14 protein-coding genes are annotated in these 16,933 nt (G+C 66.5%); 1 reads left to right on the top strand and 13 read right to left on the bottom strand.

Translation table 11 applies throughout. The features are described from left to right. Positions 1–13 precede the first annotated feature (13 nt). From murB to rsmH, 11 genes are all read right to left on the bottom strand, one after another. Positions 14–934, bottom strand: a complete 921-nt coding sequence (gene murB, locus JQ603_RS11940; RefSeq protein ID WP_212339661.1) for a UDP-N-acetylmuramate dehydrogenase — start codon at positions 932–934, stop codon at positions 14–16. A gap of 4 nt (positions 935–938) precedes the next feature. Continuing rightward, positions 939–2,342 carry a UDP-N-acetylmuramate--L-alanine ligase gene (gene murC / locus JQ603_RS11945; RefSeq protein ID WP_212339662.1) on the bottom strand — a complete coding sequence of 468 codons (1,404 nt, stop codon included), beginning with the start codon at positions 2,340–2,342 and terminating at the stop codon, positions 939–941. Positions 2,343–2,464: 122 nt separating this feature from the next. Next, positions 2,465–3,565 carry an undecaprenyldiphospho-muramoylpentapeptide beta-N-acetylglucosaminyltransferase gene (murG, locus tag JQ603_RS11950; RefSeq protein ID WP_212339663.1) on the bottom strand — a complete coding sequence of 367 codons (1,101 nt, stop codon included), beginning with the start codon at positions 3,563–3,565 and terminating at the stop codon, positions 2,465–2,467. A gap of 187 nt (positions 3,566–3,752) precedes the next feature. Continuing rightward, positions 3,753–4,904, bottom strand: a complete 1,152-nt coding sequence (ftsW, locus tag JQ603_RS11955; protein ID WP_212339664.1) for a putative lipid II flippase FtsW — start codon at positions 4,902–4,904, stop codon at positions 3,753–3,755. Positions 4,905–5,073: 169 nt separating this feature from the next. Beyond that, positions 5,074–6,471: a UDP-N-acetylmuramoyl-L-alanine--D-glutamate ligase gene (gene murD / locus JQ603_RS11960; protein WP_212339665.1), complete on the bottom strand. Its 1,398-nt coding sequence runs from the start codon at positions 6,469–6,471 to the stop codon at positions 5,074–5,076. 10 nt (positions 6,472–6,481) lie between these two features. Then, positions 6,482–7,585 (bottom strand): phospho-N-acetylmuramoyl-pentapeptide-transferase, encoded by a 1,104-nt coding sequence (mraY, locus tag JQ603_RS11965; RefSeq protein WP_018640940.1) that lies wholly within the window; start codon positions 7,583–7,585, stop codon positions 6,482–6,484. Positions 7,586–7,740: 155 nt separating this feature from the next. Then, positions 7,741–9,120, bottom strand: coding sequence for a UDP-N-acetylmuramoyl-tripeptide--D-alanyl-D-alanine ligase (locus tag JQ603_RS11970; protein WP_212339666.1), 1,380 nt, complete (start codon positions 9,118–9,120; stop codon positions 7,741–7,743). After that, a complete protein-coding gene (locus tag JQ603_RS11975; RefSeq protein ID WP_212339667.1) occupies positions 9,117–10,589 on the bottom strand; it encodes a UDP-N-acetylmuramoyl-L-alanyl-D-glutamate--2,6-diaminopimelate ligase in 1,473 nt (490 codons plus the stop codon). The genes JQ603_RS11970 and JQ603_RS11975 overlap by 4 nt, the downstream gene beginning before the upstream one ends. An 83-nt stretch (positions 10,590–10,672) precedes the next feature. Then, on the bottom strand, positions 10,673–12,427 hold the full coding sequence (locus JQ603_RS11980; protein ID WP_212339668.1) for a peptidoglycan D,D-transpeptidase FtsI family protein: 1,755 nt from the start codon (positions 12,425–12,427) through the stop codon (positions 10,673–10,675). After that, the gene (gene ftsL / locus JQ603_RS11985) at positions 12,424–12,816 is read right to left on the bottom strand and encodes a cell division protein FtsL (RefSeq protein WP_018640944.1); all 393 of its coding nucleotides are present in this window, start codon (positions 12,814–12,816) and stop codon (positions 12,424–12,426) included. Before ftsL ends, JQ603_RS11980 begins: the two co-directional genes overlap by 4 nt. A gap of 3 nt (positions 12,817–12,819) precedes the next feature. Further along, a complete protein-coding gene (rsmH, locus tag JQ603_RS11990; RefSeq protein WP_212339669.1) occupies positions 12,820–13,809 on the bottom strand; it encodes a 16S rRNA (cytosine(1402)-N(4))-methyltransferase RsmH in 990 nt (329 codons plus the stop codon). Positions 13,810–14,314: 505 nt separating this feature from the next. On the opposite strand from rsmH, the gene JQ603_RS11995 reads away from it, so the two are divergent. Beyond that, positions 14,315–15,097 carry an N-acetylmuramoyl-L-alanine amidase gene (locus JQ603_RS11995; RefSeq protein WP_212339670.1) on the top strand — a complete coding sequence of 261 codons (783 nt, stop codon included), beginning with the start codon at positions 14,315–14,317 and terminating at the stop codon, positions 15,095–15,097. Between the two features lie 181 nt (positions 15,098–15,278). Here JQ603_RS11995 and JQ603_RS12000 read toward each other — a convergent pair whose 3' ends face one another. Then, positions 15,279–16,511 (bottom strand): RNA polymerase sigma factor, encoded by a 1,233-nt coding sequence (locus JQ603_RS12000; protein WP_212339671.1) that lies wholly within the window; start codon positions 16,509–16,511, stop codon positions 15,279–15,281. Positions 16,512–16,533: 22 nt separating this feature from the next. Then, positions 16,534–16,887, bottom strand: coding sequence for a YciI family protein (locus JQ603_RS12005; RefSeq protein WP_212339672.1), 354 nt, complete (start codon positions 16,885–16,887; stop codon positions 16,534–16,536). Positions 16,888–16,933 lie beyond the last annotated feature (46 nt).

Consider the following 16,933-nt stretch of genomic DNA (forward strand, 5'->3'; position numbering starts at 1 on the left):
CCCGGAATGACACTCACGCGGAAATCCCGATCCGCTTGATTTCCCAGTGCAGCTCAATTCCGGAATTCGCCTTCACGCGCTCACGCACGGTCTCGCCCAGCGTCTCGATGTCGTGGGCGGTGGCATCGCCGGTGTTGATCAGGAAATTGCAGTGCATCTCCGACACCTGCGCGCCACCGACGCGCAAGCCCCGGCAGCCGGCGGCATCGACCAGCTTCCAGGCGGAATGGCCGGGCGGATTCTTGAAGGTCGAGCCGCCGGTCTTTTCGCGGATCGGCTGCGCGGTCTCGCGGTGGCTCTGCACCTCCGCCATGCGCGCGCGGATCGCCTCAGCATCCCTGATCTCGCCGCGAAAACGCGCGGAGGTGAAGATGATGGAAGGATCGACGCCGCTATTGCGATAGACGAACTTCATGTCGGCGTTGGAGAAGGTGTGCTTGGTGCCGTCGCGATCAACGCCCCTCGCCTCGATCAGCACGTCCTTGGTCTCGCCACCATTGGCGCCGGCATTCATACGCAGCGCGCCGCCGATGGTGCCGGGGATGCCGAAAAAGAATTCGAGTCCGCCGATATTGGCGGACGCCGCCACTTCCGCCACGCGCTTGTCGAGCGCGGCAGTGCCTGCGCTGACGATGTCGCCACTCGCGGTCGCCTCGCCGAAGGCGCGCGGCGCAAGACGGATCACCACGCCGGCAATGCCGCCGTCGCGCACGATCAAATTGGAGCCGACGCCGATGACATAGACCGGAATGTCGGCGGCAAGATGGGCGAGGAAATAAGCGAGATCGTCCTCGTCTGCCGGCGTGAACAGCACCTGCGCGGGACCGCCGACGCGAAACCAGGTGAGCTCGGCCAGCGACTGGTTCGCCAGCAGCCGGCCGCGGAGGTCGGGCATGGCGGCTTTGAGAGCGGGGGTGATGTCGGGGAAGCTCACGGCCCTACCCCAACGCCTTCAATTCGCCGGGCAGTGCATACGCCCATTGCGTGATGTTGCCGGCGCCCAGGCACACGACGAGATCGCCGGACTTCGCCAATCCCTTGACGATGCCGGCGAGCTCCGTCGCGCCCGGCAGCGGGATCACCTCGCGGTGACCATGCGCGCGCAGGCCCGCGACGAAATGATCGCGGTCGATGCCTTCGATCGGCGCTTCGCCCGCGGCATAGACGTCGGCGACGACGACCGCGTCGGCATCGTTGAAGCAGGTGCAGAATTCCTCGAACAGCGATTGCAGGCGGGTGTAGCGGTGCGGCTGCACCACGGCGATCACCTTGCCGGTGTAGGAATCGCGCGCCGCTTTCAGCACCGCCGCGATCTCCACGGGGTGATGGCCGTAATCATCGATCACGGTGACGCCGTTCCACTCGCCGGTCTTGGTGAAGCGGCGTTTGACACCGCCGAAGCCTGCGATGGCGCTGCGGATCTTGTCGTCGGAAACGCCGAGCGCGTGAGCGACCGCAATCGCGGCTGTCGCATTCGAGGCGTTGTGCCGGCCCGGCATCGGCAGCGCGAGATCGGCGATCTCATGCGTGGCGCCGGTCTTGCGGTCGCGGATCACGACCTTGAACTTCGAGCCGCCACCGCCCGCGGTGAGATCGACCAGCCGCGCGTCCGCTTGCGGGTTCTCGCCATAGGTGATGATGCGGCGATCCTCGATCTTGCCGACGAGGCTCTGCACGACGGGATGATCGATGCACATCACGGCAAAGCCGTAGAACGGCAGGTTCTCGACGAAATGCCGGAACGCGTCCTGCACGGCGTCGAAGGTCTTGAAGTGATCGAGATGCTCGGGGTCGACATTGGTGACGATCGCCACGTCCGTCGGCAGCTTCAGGAACGTGCCGTCGCTCTCGTCGGCCTCGACCACCATCCAGTCGCCGGCCCCGAGCCGCGCGTTGGAGCCGTAGGCGTTGATGATGCCGCCGTTGATGACGGTGGGATCGAGCCCGCCGGCATCGAGCAGCGTCGCGACCATCGTGGTCGTGGTCGTCTTGCCGTGAGTGCCGGCAATCGCGACGCAGCTCTTCAGCCGCATCAGCTCGGCCAGCATCTCGGCACGGCGCACCACGGGAATGCGCCGCTCGCGCGCCGCCATCAGTTCCGGATTGTCGCGCTTGATCGCGGTCGAGACGACGACGACTTCGGCGCCGTCGACATTCTCGGCCTTGTGGCCGACCGAAACCTTCGCACCCTTCTTGCGCAAACGGTCGAGATTGTAATTGTCGGAGGCGTCCGAGCCCTGCACGGCATAGCCGAGATTGACCAGCACCTCGGCGATGCCGCTCATGCCGATCCCGCCGATCCCGACGAAGTGGATGGGTCCGATCTCGCGCGGCAGTCTCATGCTCTGTTCCCTGACCTTGCCGCCGGAAAGGCGGCATCTGGCGAAGGTCACGGCCAAATCAGCCGCGCGCCCTTCCTACTGGATGCCCCGCTTTGGAGGACGAAGACAAGGGCTTTTTCGCGTCAGATTCCAGCGACCTTGACCACCAGATCGGCCAGCCGCTCGGCGGCATCGAGCCGCCCTGCCCCCTTCGCCGCCGTGGCCATCGCGGCAAGGCGTGCCGGTTCGGCGGCGAAGCCGGAGATTTCGGCGGCGAGGCGGTCGGAGGTGAACTCGGTCTGCGGGATGCGGATTGCGCCGTCGACCTTGGCCAGCACGCCGGCATTGGCGAACTGGTCCTGGTCGATCGAGCCCGGCAGCGGCACCAGGATCGAGGGCCGTCCGATTGCGGCGAGCTCGGCGACGGTGCCGGCGCCGGAGCGCGACACGATCAGATGGTTGGAGGCGAGCCGCGCCGGCAGATCGGTGAAGAACGGCGCGAGCTCGAACTTGATCTTGAGCTTGTCGTAGACCGCGCGGACACGCGCCATGTCCTCGTCGCGCACCTGCTGGGTGAGGATGAGACGGCTCCACAGCGCAGGCTCGAGCCGCTCGATCGCGCCCGGGACGATGTCGGCCATGATGCGCGCGCCCTGGCTGCCGCCGACGACGAGCAGACGCAGCGGACCGTTGGTTTCGGGCGCCGTGTATTGTACGGCGGCTGCTGCGAGGATCGCGGGCCGCATCGGCGTGCCGACCGTCGTGGTCTTGCCCGACAGCGCCGGATCGCGATCGAGCACGCCGGGCAAGGATGTCGCGATGGCACGCACGCGGCTCGACAGGAACCGGTTGGCGCGACCGAGCACCGCATTGGCGTCGTGGATGATGCCGGGCACGCCGGCGAATTTCGCCGCGACCAGCGGCGGCAGCGTCGGATAGCCGCCGAAGCCGACGACGGCGGCCGGCTTCAATCGCTTGATCAGGCGGTAGGCGGAGAGCGTGCCGACGGCGAGCGTGAGGCCGGCATAGGCGAGCTGGAGCGGATTGCGGCCGCGCGCGGTCTCGCTGCTGACGACGTCGATCATGTCCTTGCTGAACAGCCCGCTGTAGCGCAGCGCGCGCTCGTCGGTGACGAGGCGGACGCGAAAGCCGCGCCGGATCAACTCGACGCCGAGCGCCTCGGCCGGAAACAGATGGCCGCCGGTGCCGCCCGCGGCGAGAAGAATCAGGGGGGAAGTGTCCATGGAGGCCGTACTTACAGGGAAAAAGCGGCCAATGCGAGCCGGCGAGACGCATTCGTAGCCCGGATGGAGCGAAGCGTAATCCGGGGTTCTCACCTCGCGGATAGACCTTCCCGGATTGCGCTTCGCTCCATCCGGGCTACGCAGAGGGGCCTCTGGATTGCTTCGCTGCGCTCGCAACTACGAAGAGCTACGCATAACTTCGCATCGCCTCGGCGTGGCCGCTGGCCTCGACCTCGGTGCGCGGACGCAGCCGCGTCAGCGCCAGCATCATGCCGACGCCATAGGCGAGCGAGACGATCGAGGAGCCGCCATAGGAGATGAACGGTAGCGTCATGCCCTTGGCCGGGATGAGCTGCAGGTTCACCGACATGTTGATCGCCGCCTGCACGCCGAACAGGATCGCAAGGCCGGAAGCGGCGAAGCGCGAGAACATGTCCTCATTGGCATAGGCGCGCGACAGCGTGCGGATGACGACGAAGGCGAACAGCGCCAGCATGGCGAGGCACAGGACGATGCCGAACTCCTCGGCGGCGACCGCGAACACGAAGTCGGTGTGGCTGTCCGGCAGGCTGCGTTTTGCAATGCCCTCACCCGGCCCGAGGCCGAGCCAGCCGCCGTTGTAGAAGGCCTCCATCGCGGTATCGACCTGGAAGGTGTCGCCCGAGGCCGGGTTCATGAAGCGCTTGATGCGCCCCGCAACGTGCGGGACGAACAGATAGGCGCTGAACAGGCCGGCTGCGGCGGCGCCGGCAAGACCGAACACCCAGATCATGCGCATGCCCGCGATGAAGAAGAGCGAGCCCCACACCATCAGGATCAGCATGGTCTGGCCGAAGTCGGGCTCCATCACCAGCAGCGAGACCAGCATCAACAGCAGCACCAGCGCCATCGAGGTTGCCGGCATCTCCGGCCGCTTGGTCGATTCCGCAAACAGCCAGGCCGCGATGACGACGAAGGACGGCTTTGCGATTTCGGAGGCTTGGATGTTGACGCCGAGCAGCGTGATCCAGCGCCGCGAGCCCTTCACCTCAGGGCCGATCGCGAGCGTCAGCACGATCAGGATGATGCTGGCCGCGAAGATGAGCAACGCCGAGCGACGGATCGCCCGCGGTGACAGGAAGGACACCCCGAGCAGCACCAGGCAGGACGGGAGAAGGAACATCACGTGGCGGCTGAAGAAGTGGAAGGGATCAAGCCCGATGCGGGTCGCAACCGGCGGGCTCGCCGCCAGCGACAGGATCACGCCGGTCAGCATCAGCGCCAGGATGGCGCCCATCAGCGGCTTGTCGACGGTCCACCACCACTCGGAAAAGGGGGTGCGTTCTTCACGGGAGAGCATGGGCGGCCGCTTTCGGACAGAGGTCCGTTCATTGGTCGCCGAGGTTGGTTACCGGGAGGTTAAGGAACTGCAGATGTTTGGAATTGTAGGATGGGTAGAGCGAAGCGAAACCCATCAAATCCGTGGGAGTGACGATGGGTTTCGCTTCGCTCTACCCATCCTACGCACCTCACACCACCGGCTTCACACCCGGCAGCGCCTGCACCAGTTCGCGGAACTTCGCGCCGCGGATCTCGAAATTGCGGTACTGGTCGAACGAGGCGCAGGCCGGCGAGAGCAGCACGACGGCGTCGGCAAGCCCTGAGGCTTCCGCATCGCGCGCGGCGTGCTCGACGGCGACGTCAAGCGTCTGGCTGATCTCGTGCGCGACCGTGCCGAGCGTGCCGGCAAACTCCTGCGCGGCCTCGCCGATCAGGTAGGCTTTTCGGATGCGCGGGAAGAAAGAGGTCAGGCTGGTGATGCCGCCGGCCTTCGGCTTGCCGCCCGCGATCCAGAAGATCTCCGAAAAGGACGACAGCGCATGCGCGGTGGCGTCCGCATTGGTGCCCTTGGAATCGTTGACGAACAGCACGTTGCCGCGGCGCCCGACCTGCTCCATGCGATGCGCAAGGCCGGGAAAGCTGCGCAGGCCGTTCTGCAGCACATCCAGGCTGATACCCATCGCGAGTGCGGCGGCGGCCGCACAGGCCGCATTCTGCGCGTTGTGCAGACCGCGCAGCGACCCGATGCCGCCGAGCGCGGCGACCTCGCTGCGGGCACCGCCCGAGGCGCGCAAGATGTTGCCGTGCTCGAAATAAATGCCGGTGGCGAGCGGGTTCTTCACCGAGATACGCACGACGTTCTTGCCGGCGCGATCGAGCCGGTCGGCGACATCGCGGCAATAGCCGTCGTCGACGCCGACGATCGAGGTGCCGCCTGCCTGCACGTTCGCGACGAGGCGCTCCTTCACCGCGGCATAGTGCTCGACGGTGCCGTGGCGGTCGATATGGTCCTCGCTGACATTGAGCAGGATGCCGACGGAGGGATCGAGCGAGGGCGTGAGATCGATCTGGTAGGACGACATCTCGATGACGTGGACGCGGCCCATGCGCGGCGGCTCCAGCGACAGGATCGCGGTGCCGATATTGCCGCCCATCTGGGTGTCGTAGCCGGCGACTTTCGTGAGATGCGCGATCAGCGCCGTCGTGGTCGACTTGCCGTTGGTGCCGGTGATGGCGACGAACGGCGCGTTCGGCGCATGGCGCCGGCGCTCGCGGCAGAACAGCTCGATGTCGCCGATCACCTCGACGCCGGCCTCGCGCGCCTTCAGCACGCTCCAGTGCGGCACCGGATGGGTCAGCGGCACGCCGGGCGCGAGCACGAGGGCTACGAAATTCGCCCAGGAGACGTTGCGCAAATCGGCGGTGATGAAACCGGCCTGCGCGGCCTTGGCGACGTTCTCGGCATTGTCGTCGGCGGCGACCACCTCGGCACCACCCGCCTTCAATGCATGGCAGGAGGCGAGCCCCGAGCCGCCGAGGCCGAACACGGCGACCGTCTTGCCGGCGAAGGATGTGACGGGGATCATCGTGGTACCGTCAGCGCAGCTTCAGCGTGGAGAGGCCGGCGAGCGCCAGCATCACCGAGATGATCCAGAACCGGATCACGATCTGCGGCTCGGTCCAGCCGAGCTGCTCGAAATGGTGATGGATCGGCGCCATGCGGAAGATGCGCTTACCCGTCAGCTTGAACGACACCACCTGCACGATGACGGAGACCGCCTCCAGCACGAACAGGCCGCCGATCACCGCGAGCACGATCTCGTGCTTCACCGCGACCGCGATCGCGCCCAGCATGCCGCCGAGCGCGAGCGAGCCGGTGTCGCCCATGAAGATCGAGGCCGGCGGCGCGTTGAACCAGAGGAAGCCGAGACCGGCGCCCAACAGCGCGCCGCAGAGCACCGCGAGCTCGCCGGTACCAGCGACATATTTGATCTGGAGATAATCGGCGAACACGGCGTTGCCGGCGAGATAGGCGATCATCGCAAAGCTCGCGGTCGCAATCATCACGGGCACGATGGCGAGGCCGTCGAGACCATCGGTGAGGTTCACCGCGTTGCCGGCACCGACGATGACGAAGGCGCCGAAGACGACGAAGAACCAGCCGAAATGCAGCACGGTGTCCTTCAGGAAGGGAACCGTCAGCGCGGTCGATGCGGGATCGCGGTTCAGCCGCACCAGCGCGTAGCAGGCGACCAGCGCGATCGCCGCCTCGATCAGCAGGCGGAGCTTGCCACCGAAACCGGTCGTGGTCTGCTTGGTCACCTTGAGGTAGTCGTCGTAGAAGCCGACGAAGCCGAAGCCGAGCGTCACGGCGAGCACGATCCAGACGTAAGGGTTGAGCGGATTGGCCCACAGCACCGTGCCGACCGTGAGGCCCGACAGGATCATCAGGCCGCCCATGGTGGGCGTGCCCTTCTTGCTCAGATGCGATTGCGGGCCGTCAGCGCGGATCGGCTGGCCCTTGCCCTGACGGATGCGCAAATGGTCGATGATCCAGGGCCCGAACAGGAACACGAACAGCGCGCCGGTGACGATCGCGCCGCCGGTGCGGAAGGTGATGTAGCGGAATACGTTCAGGAGGGTGCGAAACGCACCCAGGCTCGGAAATGTATTGGAGAGCTCGATCAGCCAGTAAAACATTCAGACGGTCCTATGACGCCTTTCGCACGCGGCCCTGTTGCTGGCCCCGACCTGCCTCACGCGCATTCGCTTCATCATGGGTCGGGCGACCTCTGGGACAACGGACGGCTTGGTGCCGCACACGGTGGGATTGGGAACTGCGCCTTCCAAGCAGTTTACGCCTTTGCCTGCAAGGCGGCCACTAGGCCCGGCACAAACTTGTTGACCCAGAACATCTTCTTGCTGCCCTTGACAACCACGACATCGCCTGCCTGCAGCAGGTTCGCGACCTCGCCCGGCTTCAGCGTGGCGGGATCGTCATGCCAGCCGAGGCCCTTGCCTGATGGCAGCACGTCATAGAGATGACGCATGAGGGGGCCGACACAATAGACGCCGTCGATACCGTCGAGATGCTTGGCGAGGCCGGTGTGGTAGCTCGGTGCGTCATCGCCCAGTTCCAGCATGTCGCCGAGCACCGCGATGCGTCGGCCGCCAGTCATATGGCGTGCCTGCAGGCTCTGCAGCGCCGCAGCGACGCTGGCCGGATTACCGTTGAAGCTGTCGTCGATCACGGTGATGCCGCCGACCGCCTGCTCGACGCCGCGGCCGGTCATGATGCCGACCCGGTCGAGCTTGATCGCGAGCGTCGCCGCATCGAGGTTCGCGGCACGGATCGAGGCAAGCGCGGCAAGCGCATTCTGGACGCGGTGCGGCGCGCCCGGGGTCAGGCTGAAGGCGATCTCCTTCTTGCCGATCATGGCCACGACCTGCCAGCTCTCGCCGTGCGGCGCGTGCGCGACTTCGTGCACCTCGGCATGCTCGCCGAAGCGCACCACCTTGCCCTTCCACTCCGACGCCTTGATCCCGGCGGGCAGCACCAGCACGCCGTCCTCGGGCAGGCCGACGGCGATCGACACCTTCTCGCGCCTGATGGCTTCGAGCGAGCCGAGCTTTTCCAGATGCACGGGCTGGACGTTGACGACCAGCGCGACCGTCGGCCGCGTGAGTTCGCTGAGCCGCGCGATTTCGCCGGTCTGGTTCATGCCCATCTCGACGACCCAGAGGCTGGCATCCGCCTTCGCATTGCACAGCGTCAGCGGCACGCCCCAGAAATTGTTGAAGCTCGAGGGGCTCGCATAGGCGTCGGGATAGGCCGCCAGAAACTCCTTGGTGCTGGTCTTGCCGGCGCTGCCGGTGAGGCCGATCACCGGCCCCTTGAAGCGCGCGCGCGCGGCGCGCGCGAGGCCCCAGAGACCGTCAATCAGCGTGTCCTTCACGACGATCTGGGGAACACGGACGCCTGCGATCTCGTGCGGCACGATCATCGCGACCGCGCCCGCGGCTTCCGCCTTGTCCGCGAACTCCCAGCCGTCGCGCACGCTGGCGAAGGCCGAGATGAAGCCGCCGCTCGGCGTGCCGCTGAGCGCGACGAACAGGCTGCCCGGCTTCACCAGGCGGCTGTCCTGGGTGACGAAGTCGATCGGCGTATCAGGGAATGATCCGGCCACGCCAAGCGCACGCGCGACCTCGGCAACCGTCCATATTGGCGCGCTCATGCAACCCTCGACGCTAGTGCGGCGGCGACCGCCTCGTGATCACTGAAGGGCAGCACTTCGCTGCCGACGATCTGCCCGGTCTCATGTCCCTTGCCGGCGATCAGCAGCGCATCGCCGTCTTCCAGTTCCTCGATCGCCACGCGAATGGCCTCGGCGCGGTCGCCGATCTCACGCGCGCCCTTGGCGGTGGCGAGGATCGCAGCGCGGATCGCTTCCGGCTTCTCGCTACGCGGATTGTCGTCGGTGATGATGACGCCGTCGGCATTCTCGGCGGCGATCCCGCCCATGATCGGACGCTTGCCGGCATCGCGGTCGCCGCCGGCGCCGAACACGACGATCAGCCTGCGCTTCGCATAGGGCCGCAGCGCCTGCAGCGCCTTCGCCAGCGCATCGGGCTTGTGCGCGTAGTCGACGAAGATCGGCGCGCCGTTGCGCTCGCCGACGCGTTCGAGCCGGCCCTTGGCGCCTTCGAGATGCTCGAGGCTGGCAAACACGCTTGCGGCATCGCTGCCGGTGCCTATGGCAAGGCCGGCCGAGACCAGCGCATTCTCGATCTGGAACTCACCGACCAGCGGCAGCCGGATCGCGTAGCTCTTGCCGCGATGTTGCACCGTCAGCTTTTGCGCAAAGCCTTCGACCACGGCCTCGGTGAGACGAATGCCCTCGCCTATCCCATTGCCGTTGCGCCCGACTGCCATCACGCGCAGCCCGCGCGCCTTCGCCACTTCCATCGCCTCCGCCGAGCAGTCGTGATCGGCCGAGATCACGGCCGCACCGCCCGGTGGGATCAGTTCGCGGAACAGCCGGAGCTTTGCCGCTAGATAATGCGCGACAGTCGGATGATAATCCATGTGGTCGCGCGAGAGGTTGGTGAAGCCGCCGGCGGAGACGCGCACGCCGTCAAGGCGATATTGGTCGAGCCCGTGCGAGGACGCCTCGAAGGCGAGATGCGTGACGCCTTCACGCGCGATCTCATTGAGCTGCCGATGCAGCGCGATCGGATCCGGCGTGGTCAGCGAGCCGTAGACGGTGCGTTTCGGCGAGACGAGGCCGATGGTGCCGATGCTGGCGGAGGCATGCCCGAGCCGCTCCCAGATCTGGCGCGTGAACGCGGCGACCGAGGTCTTGCCGCTGGTGCCGGTCACCGCGGCGATCGTCGCGGGCTGCGACGGGAAGAATCTTGCCGCCGCCAGCGCCAGCGCCCGGCGCGGATTGGCCTCCGCGATGAACGGAACCTTGCAGGCGGCCGGCGCGTGATCGCCGACCACGGCGACTGCGCCTGCGGCAATTGCGGCATCGATGAAGCGAGCGCCGTCGGTCTTGCTGCCCGCCAGCGCAAAGAAGAGATCGCCCGGCCTGACCACGCGGCTGTCGAGCGCAACGCCCGTCACCTCGAGCGCCGCGACGGCGGGCTCGATTGCGGCATCATTGCCCAAAACATCCTGACCTAGGAGGTCGCGCAGCTTCATGGTCTTCCAGTCGACATGCCGCGCCGGAAAGCCGAATCGTCAGGAAAAGCCGAATCAGCACCGGCGATGGCCTACCCCGTTGATTACTGGGTTGTCCTGGATGCTGCAAGAATAAGGCGCTCGGACGGCGGCAGGTCGAACCGCGGCTCGACGCCCAGGAGTGGCGCGATCCGCTCGATCACCTTGCCCCCGGTCGGCACCGTGTTCCAGCCCGAGGTGATGAACCCCTTGGTTTCAGGAATGGCCTGCGGCTCGTCCAGCATGATCAGTATCTGATATTTCGGATCATCGCAGGGCATGATCGCGGTGAAGGAGTTGAGCACGCGCTTCTTGGCGTAGCGCCCGTTGATGACCTTCTCGGACGTGCCGGTCTTGCCGCCGACATAGTAGCCCTTGACGTCGGCGCTCTTGGCGGTACCGATCTCGGCATTGAGCCGCATCAGGAACCGCATCTTGTCGCTGGTCTCCGGCTTGATCACACGCTTGGCGATCGCCGCCGCTTCGGATTCGCTGCGTTTCATGAAGGTCGGCGGAATCAGATAGCCGCCGTTCACCAGCGCGTTGATACCCATCACCGCCTGCAGCGGCGCCACCGACATGCCCTGGCCGAACGCGATGGTCACCGTGTTCAGCTCGCCCCAGCGGCGCGGCACCAGCGGTGCGGCGCTCTCCGGCAGCTCAGTACGCAGCCGCGTCAACTGCCCCATCTTGGCGAGGAACGCCTTGTGCGCCTCGACGCCCTGGCCGAGCGCGATCCGCGCGGCGCCGATGTTGGACGAGTAGGTGAACACTTCCTTGGTGTTGATGAAGCGCCCGAGCGCGTGGCTGTCGTGGATGGTGAACTTGCCGTAGTGCAGGTTTCCGCGCGCATCCCACGACGAGTTCAAGTTGATCTTTCCGGAATCGAGCGCCATCGCCAGCGTGAACGCCTTGAAGGTCGAGCCCATCTCGTAGACGCCGGTGGTCAGGCGGTTGATACGGTCGGGGTCGTGCGCTTCCTTCGGAATGTTGGGATCGAAGTCCGGAAGCGAGACCATCGCCACGATCTCGCCGGTCTTGACGTTGGAGACGATGCCGGACGCGGCCTTGGTGTGGTACTTCTCCTTGGCCTTCAAGAGCTCGTCGCGCAGCGCGTGCTCGACGCGCAGATCGATCGACAGCTCGATCGGCTTTTGCAGCCGGTCGGTGGCAAAGCCCGCGCGGTGGAGATCGGCGAGCCCTTGATTGTCGAGCCACTTCTCCATGCCGGCGATGCCCTGGTTGTCGATGTTGACGAGACCGATGAGGTGGGCGACCTCGTTGCCGGTCGGATAGACGCGCTTGTTCTCGCGCAGGAAGCCGATGCCGGGAATGCCGAGCTTGTGGATGTCCTGCTGCTGCTTCGCCGTGACCTCGCGCTTGAGCCAGACGAAGCCCTTGCGCGTCTTCAGGCGCTCGCGCACCTCGGCCTCGTCGAGGTCGGGCACGGTGGCGGTCAGAAGCTCGATCGCCTCGTCCTTGTCGATGATGCGGCGCGGCTCGCCGAACAGGCTCGCGGCCTTGACGTCGGTCGCGAGGATGGCGCCGTTGCGGTCGACGATGTCGGGCCGCGCAGTCGCGACCACCTCCTGCGATGCCGCACGGCGCGCACTGTGCGCGTCGGCGCCGATCGCGAACATCACGAGCCGGCCGCCGATCAGCGCATAGACCGAGGCGAAGGCGAGCATGGCGAGGCCGACGCGCGCCCGCGCCTTGGCGGCACGATCGACATTGCGCCCGTAGAGCAGGCTGCGGATCAGCCGCTGCCGCCAGGGCTCGGTCGGCTTTTCAGTGGGCTTTGCAGGCGTTGCCGGGCTCATTGCTTGTCCTCGGGCTGAGGCACGGAGCCCGTCACGGTGTCAGGATCGCTTGCGGCTTCGATGGTGTTGAGCATGGCGCCGATCGGGTCGGGCTCGCCGGGCCTGAACATCCGCGGCGGACGCTCGGGCAGATTCTTCAGCGAGTCATATTGCGTGCCGTTGACCGGCTTGAGCGGCAGATGCCGCTCGGACAAGCCCTGCAGGCGCAGGGGCGCATCGAGCTTGGCCCATTCGGAGCGCAGCGAGGCGATCGCGTCGCGCTGCTCGCGGATCTCCGCATGCAGCCGCAGCACCTTCTCGGTGCGCGCGGTGGAGTCCATCTTGATCCGGTAGACATAGGCCGCCGCGAAGATCAGCGCGCCGATGACGAGGAGGTGGATGATGCGCATGCGCTAGCCTCCCCTCATCACGTCGGAGAGTCCTGGCCAGGACGATGGCTCATCGTCATGATGCGCAGGCGCATTGGTGCGCTCCGCGGCGCGCAGCTTGGCGGAACGCGCGCGCGGATTGTTCGCGACTTCTGCTTCGCCGGCAATCACGGGCCGTCGCGTCAGCAGCTGAAAGCTCGGCGGGACTTGCGACACCTCCGGCAGGTGGCGCGAGCCGCCGCCGGTCTTCGAACGCTCGCCAAGGAAATTCTTGACGATACGGTCTTCCAGCGAATGGAACGAGACGACGACGAGACGGCCGCCGGGCTTGAGCACGCGCTCGGCAGCCGCGAGCGCGGCCTGGAGCTCGTCGAGCTCTTCGTTGACGAAGATGCGCAGGGCCTGGAACGTCCGCGTCGCGGGATGGATGTCGCCGGGCTTGGAGCGCACGATCCTGCCGATGAGATCTGCGAGCGCGCGCGTGGTCGTGAACGGGGTCTCCTGCCGGTCCGCGACGATGGCGCGGGCGATGCGGCGCGACTGCCGCTCCTCACCGAAGAGATAGATGATGTCGGCGAGATCGCTCTCCGAGGCACGCGCGACCACGTCGGCCGCGGTCGGCCCCGTCTGCGCCATGCGCATGTCGAGCGGACCGTCGAGACGGAAGGAGAAGCCGCGACCGGCCTGATCGAGCTGCATCGAGGACACGCCGACATCCATCACGACGCCGTCCACGCCAGCGACGCCTTGCGCGGCACAGATCTCGGCGAGATTGGAGAAGCGGTCCTCGACCAGCGTCAGCCGGCCCGCGGCGCGCGCGACGAGATCGGCCCCGCCTGCGATCGCAGTGCGATCACGGTCGATCGCGATCAGCCGGGTTCCCGGCACGTCGAGGATGGCGCGGCTGTAGCCGCCGGCGCCGAAGGTGGCGTCGACATAGATGCCGCCCGCGTGCGGCGCGAGATGTTCGATCGCCTCGCGGCCAAGCACGGGAATGTGAGGAGCGGTGCTCATGCGCCACGCCTGCCGAACGACCATGCCAGATCGAGGGCGAACCAGCCCATAACGCCTCGAATGATTCCGCGTCGCGGCGGTTCCACGACAAAGCCCCAGTCCAACATGGTTACCGAGCCCGGCCGTCCCGGGCGGCAAACCCAGAGTTCCCAGTGGAATTTGTCGGGCAGCCATGGGATTCCGAGCCAAAATACGCTTTGGCCGCCTCCGGACGCGGGTCGGCTCTTCATCTCTCAGTAACGGCCCTTAGCGTTAAGAAAGCGTTGATCGGCTCGTTACAAGTGGAAAAGGTGAGGCGATGGTGATGCCTCATCCACACACCCGCGCAAAATGCATCCGTTAACCTCGTCGCGCGATTGCGCACGGCGGAGGGTAAAGGAATAGTAAAGAGAAGGGCTTGCCCCACTCTCCTGTCCGACTTGAGCTGCTTATGTCGCCCGGTTCGCCGTCTGGATCTGATTCGAAGCGTCAGCGCGTCCTCCCGGTTCCCAAAGCCGCGGCGAACATGCGCTCGTTCGAGCCGGATTCCTCGATCGTCTCCGACATCATCCCCTCGCCGAACTTTGGCGAGCGCAACAAGGGTCGGCAGGCGGACATGATCGTGCTGCACTACACCGGCATGCCCGACGTCGAGGGTGCGCTGGCGCGGCTGTGCACGGCGGGGACGGAAGTGTCGGCGCACTATGTCGTGCTGGAGGACGGCCGCATCGTGCAATGCGTGCCCGAGGCCAAGCGCGCCTGGCACGCCGGCGTCTCGTCCTGGGCCGGCGAGGACGACGTCAATTCCTGCTCGATCGGCATCGAGATCGTCAATCGCGGTCACGACTGGGGCTATCCGGAGTTTCCGCTGCGCCAGATCGCGGCCGTGATCGCGCTATGCCGCGGCATCATGCTCCGCCGCAAGGTACCCGCGCACCGGGTGCTCGGTCATTCCGACGTCGCGCCCGCGCGCAAGAAGGACCCCGGCGAAAAGTTTCCGTGGCATTCGCTGGCCAATTCCGGCGTCGGTCATTGGGTCACGCCGGCACCGGTCGTGCGCGGCGAGACCCTGATGCTCGGCACCATCAGCGACGCGGTGCTGAGCATGCAGCAGGCGCTTGCAAAGTACGGCTACGGCGTTCCCCTCACCGGCAAATACGACGCCGCGACCATGGAAGTGGTCACCGCCTTCCAACGCCATTTCCGCCCGGCGCGGCTCGATGGTGTCGCGGATCACTCGACGCTGTCGACCTTGCAGGCGCTGCTGGCGAGCCTGCCGGTCGAAGGGACAGCGGTCGCGTCGAAGTGACGGCGGCAACTATGAGCGCGTCATTGCCCAGTCTCGTGTCCCCGACGCGATGCAACGCCCTTCGCGTTGCATCGCAGAGCCGGGACCCAGTTGGCGACACGAGTTCGCTGCGGAGAGGTGGGCCCCGGCTCTGCAGCGCACCGCCGAAGGGGCGCTGCGCTGCGTCCGGGGCACGAGAGGCCTACTCCATCTCCCTCACCCTTCGCGCATAGAGCCGCCGCAACGGCTCGAGCTGCGTCGCCTCCGTTGCCACACGATAGGCCTGGCGCGCCTCCTCCTTCCGCCCGAGCCGTCGCAACAGATCCGCGCGCACCGCGGGCAGCAGCTCATAGCCGTCGAGCCCGCCGCGCGCGGCGGTCGCATCGACGAGATCGAGCGCACGCGCCGGGCCGTCGACCATCGACACCGCCGCGGCGTGATTGAGCTCGATCACCGGCGACGGGTTGATGCGCAGCAGCACCTCGTACAGCCCCGCAATCTGCGGCCAGTCGGTCGCCTCGAAGCTTGGCGCGCGCGCATGCAGCGCAGCGATCGCGGCCTGCACCGCATAGGGTTGCGGCCGGCCGGGTATGCGCAGCGCCTCGTCCACCAGACGCAGGCCCTCCTCGATCTGCGCGCGATCCCAGAGCGTGCGATCCTGCTCTTCCAGCAGCACGATGTCGCCGGCCGACGTCTCGCGCCCGGCGCGGCGCGCATCGTGCAGCAGCATCAGGGCGAGCAAGCCTTTGATGCCGCCGCGCCCCGGCATCAGCCGGTCGAGCAAGCCACCGAGCCGGATGGCCTCGACAGCAAGATCCGGCCGCATCAGATCCGCGCCCGAGGTTGCGACATAGCCTTCGGTGAAGACGAGGTAGATCACCGCGAGCACGCCAGCGAGCCGCGGCGCCAGCGCCTCGCGCTCGGGCACCTCATAGGGAATGCCGGCAAGCCTGATCTTCTGCTTGGCGCGGACCAGCCGCTGCGCCATCGCCTCCTCGCTGACGAGGAAGGCGCGCGCCACCTGCGCCGTCGACAGCCCGCACACGGTGCGCAGCGTCAGCGCGACCTGGACTTCGGGCGCGAACGCGGGATGGCAGCAGGTGAAGATCAGCCGCAGCATGTCGTCGTCGAGCGTTGCCGGCGGCTCGTCGGGGCCCAGCGCGTTCAGCTCGAGCTCATGCATCAGCGCCTGCTGCTTGCCACGAAAGACGGCCTGGCGGCGGATGCGGTCGATCGCCCTGTGCTTGGCGACGTTGACGAGCCAGGCGCGCGGATTGTCGGGAACTTCGCACGCCGCCCAACGCTCCAGCGCGACCGCAAACGCATCCTGCAGCGCGTCCTCGGCGAGATCGAAATCGCCGACGAGGCGGATCAACGTGGCTAGCGCCCGCCCCGCCTCGTCGCGGAAGATGGTTTCGATTTCGCTCGGGGTCATGCGCCGACGCGCAGCTTCGCCGTCACTTGTCGTACACCCAGATCGGCCGCACCTCGATCGAGCCGATGCGCGCGCTCGGAATTCGCGCCGCGATCTCGATCGCAGCGTTGAGATCCTTGGCCTCGATCAGATAGTAGCCACCGAGTTGCTCACGCGTTTCCGCGAACGGGCCGTCCGTCGTCAGCGTCTTGCCGTCGCGCACGCGGACGGTCGTGGCGGTCGTTGTCGGCCGAAGCCGATCGCCGGCCTTGAAATTGCCGTTCCGGATGATGGATTGCGTAAAGGCCTCATACTCCGCCGACATCTTCTGGGTGGTTCCCGTGTCGATCTTCGCGTACTCGACCTCGTTCTGGTAGATCATCAGCAGATACTGCATCGCTTCACTCCTGTTGTTCGGCTGTGTCGCCGACATCCAGTCGAAC

The sequence above is a fragment of the Bradyrhizobium liaoningense genome (genome assembly GCF_018130825.1).
Lineage (GTDB): Bacteria > Pseudomonadota > Alphaproteobacteria > Rhizobiales > Xanthobacteraceae > Bradyrhizobium > Bradyrhizobium liaoningense_B.

Bases quoted from the DNA above. Each gene is read 5' to 3' on its own strand.
- murC (WP_212339662.1), bottom strand. From the start codon at position 2,342: ATGAGACTGCCGCGCGAGATCGGACCCATCCACTTCGTCGGGATCGGC.
- murG (WP_212339663.1), bottom strand. From the start codon at position 3,565: ATGGACACTTCCCCCCTGATTCTTCTCGCCGCGGGCGGCACCGGCGGC.
- ftsW (WP_212339664.1), bottom strand. From the start codon at position 4,904: ATGCTCTCCCGTGAAGAACGCACCCCCTTTTCCGAGTGGTGGTGGACC.
- murD (WP_212339665.1), bottom strand. From the start codon at position 6,471: ATGATCCCCGTCACATCCTTCGCCGGCAAGACGGTCGCCGTGTTCGGC.
- mraY (WP_018640940.1), bottom strand. From the start codon at position 7,585: ATGTTTTACTGGCTGATCGAGCTCTCCAATACATTTCCGAGCCTGGGT.
- JQ603_RS11970 (WP_212339666.1), bottom strand. From the start codon at position 9,120: ATGAGCGCGCCAATATGGACGGTTGCCGAGGTCGCGCGTGCGCTTGGC.
- JQ603_RS11975 (WP_212339667.1), bottom strand. From the start codon at position 10,589: ATGAAGCTGCGCGACCTCCTAGGTCAGGATGTTTTGGGCAATGATGCC.
- JQ603_RS11980 (WP_212339668.1), bottom strand. From the start codon at position 12,427: ATGAGCCCGGCAACGCCTGCAAAGCCCACTGAAAAGCCGACCGAGCCC.
- ftsL (WP_018640944.1), bottom strand. From the start codon at position 12,816: ATGCGCATCATCCACCTCCTCGTCATCGGCGCGCTGATCTTCGCGGCG.
- rsmH (WP_212339669.1), bottom strand. From the start codon at position 13,809: ATGAGCACCGCTCCTCACATTCCCGTGCTTGGCCGCGAGGCGATCGAA.
- JQ603_RS11995 (WP_212339670.1), top strand. From the start codon at position 14,315: ATGCGCTCGTTCGAGCCGGATTCCTCGATCGTCTCCGACATCATCCCC.
- JQ603_RS12000 (WP_212339671.1), bottom strand. From the start codon at position 16,511: ATGACCCCGAGCGAAATCGAAACCATCTTCCGCGACGAGGCGGGGCGG.
- JQ603_RS12005 (WP_212339672.1), bottom strand. From the start codon at position 16,887: ATGCAGTATCTGCTGATGATCTACCAGAACGAGGTCGAGTACGCGAAG.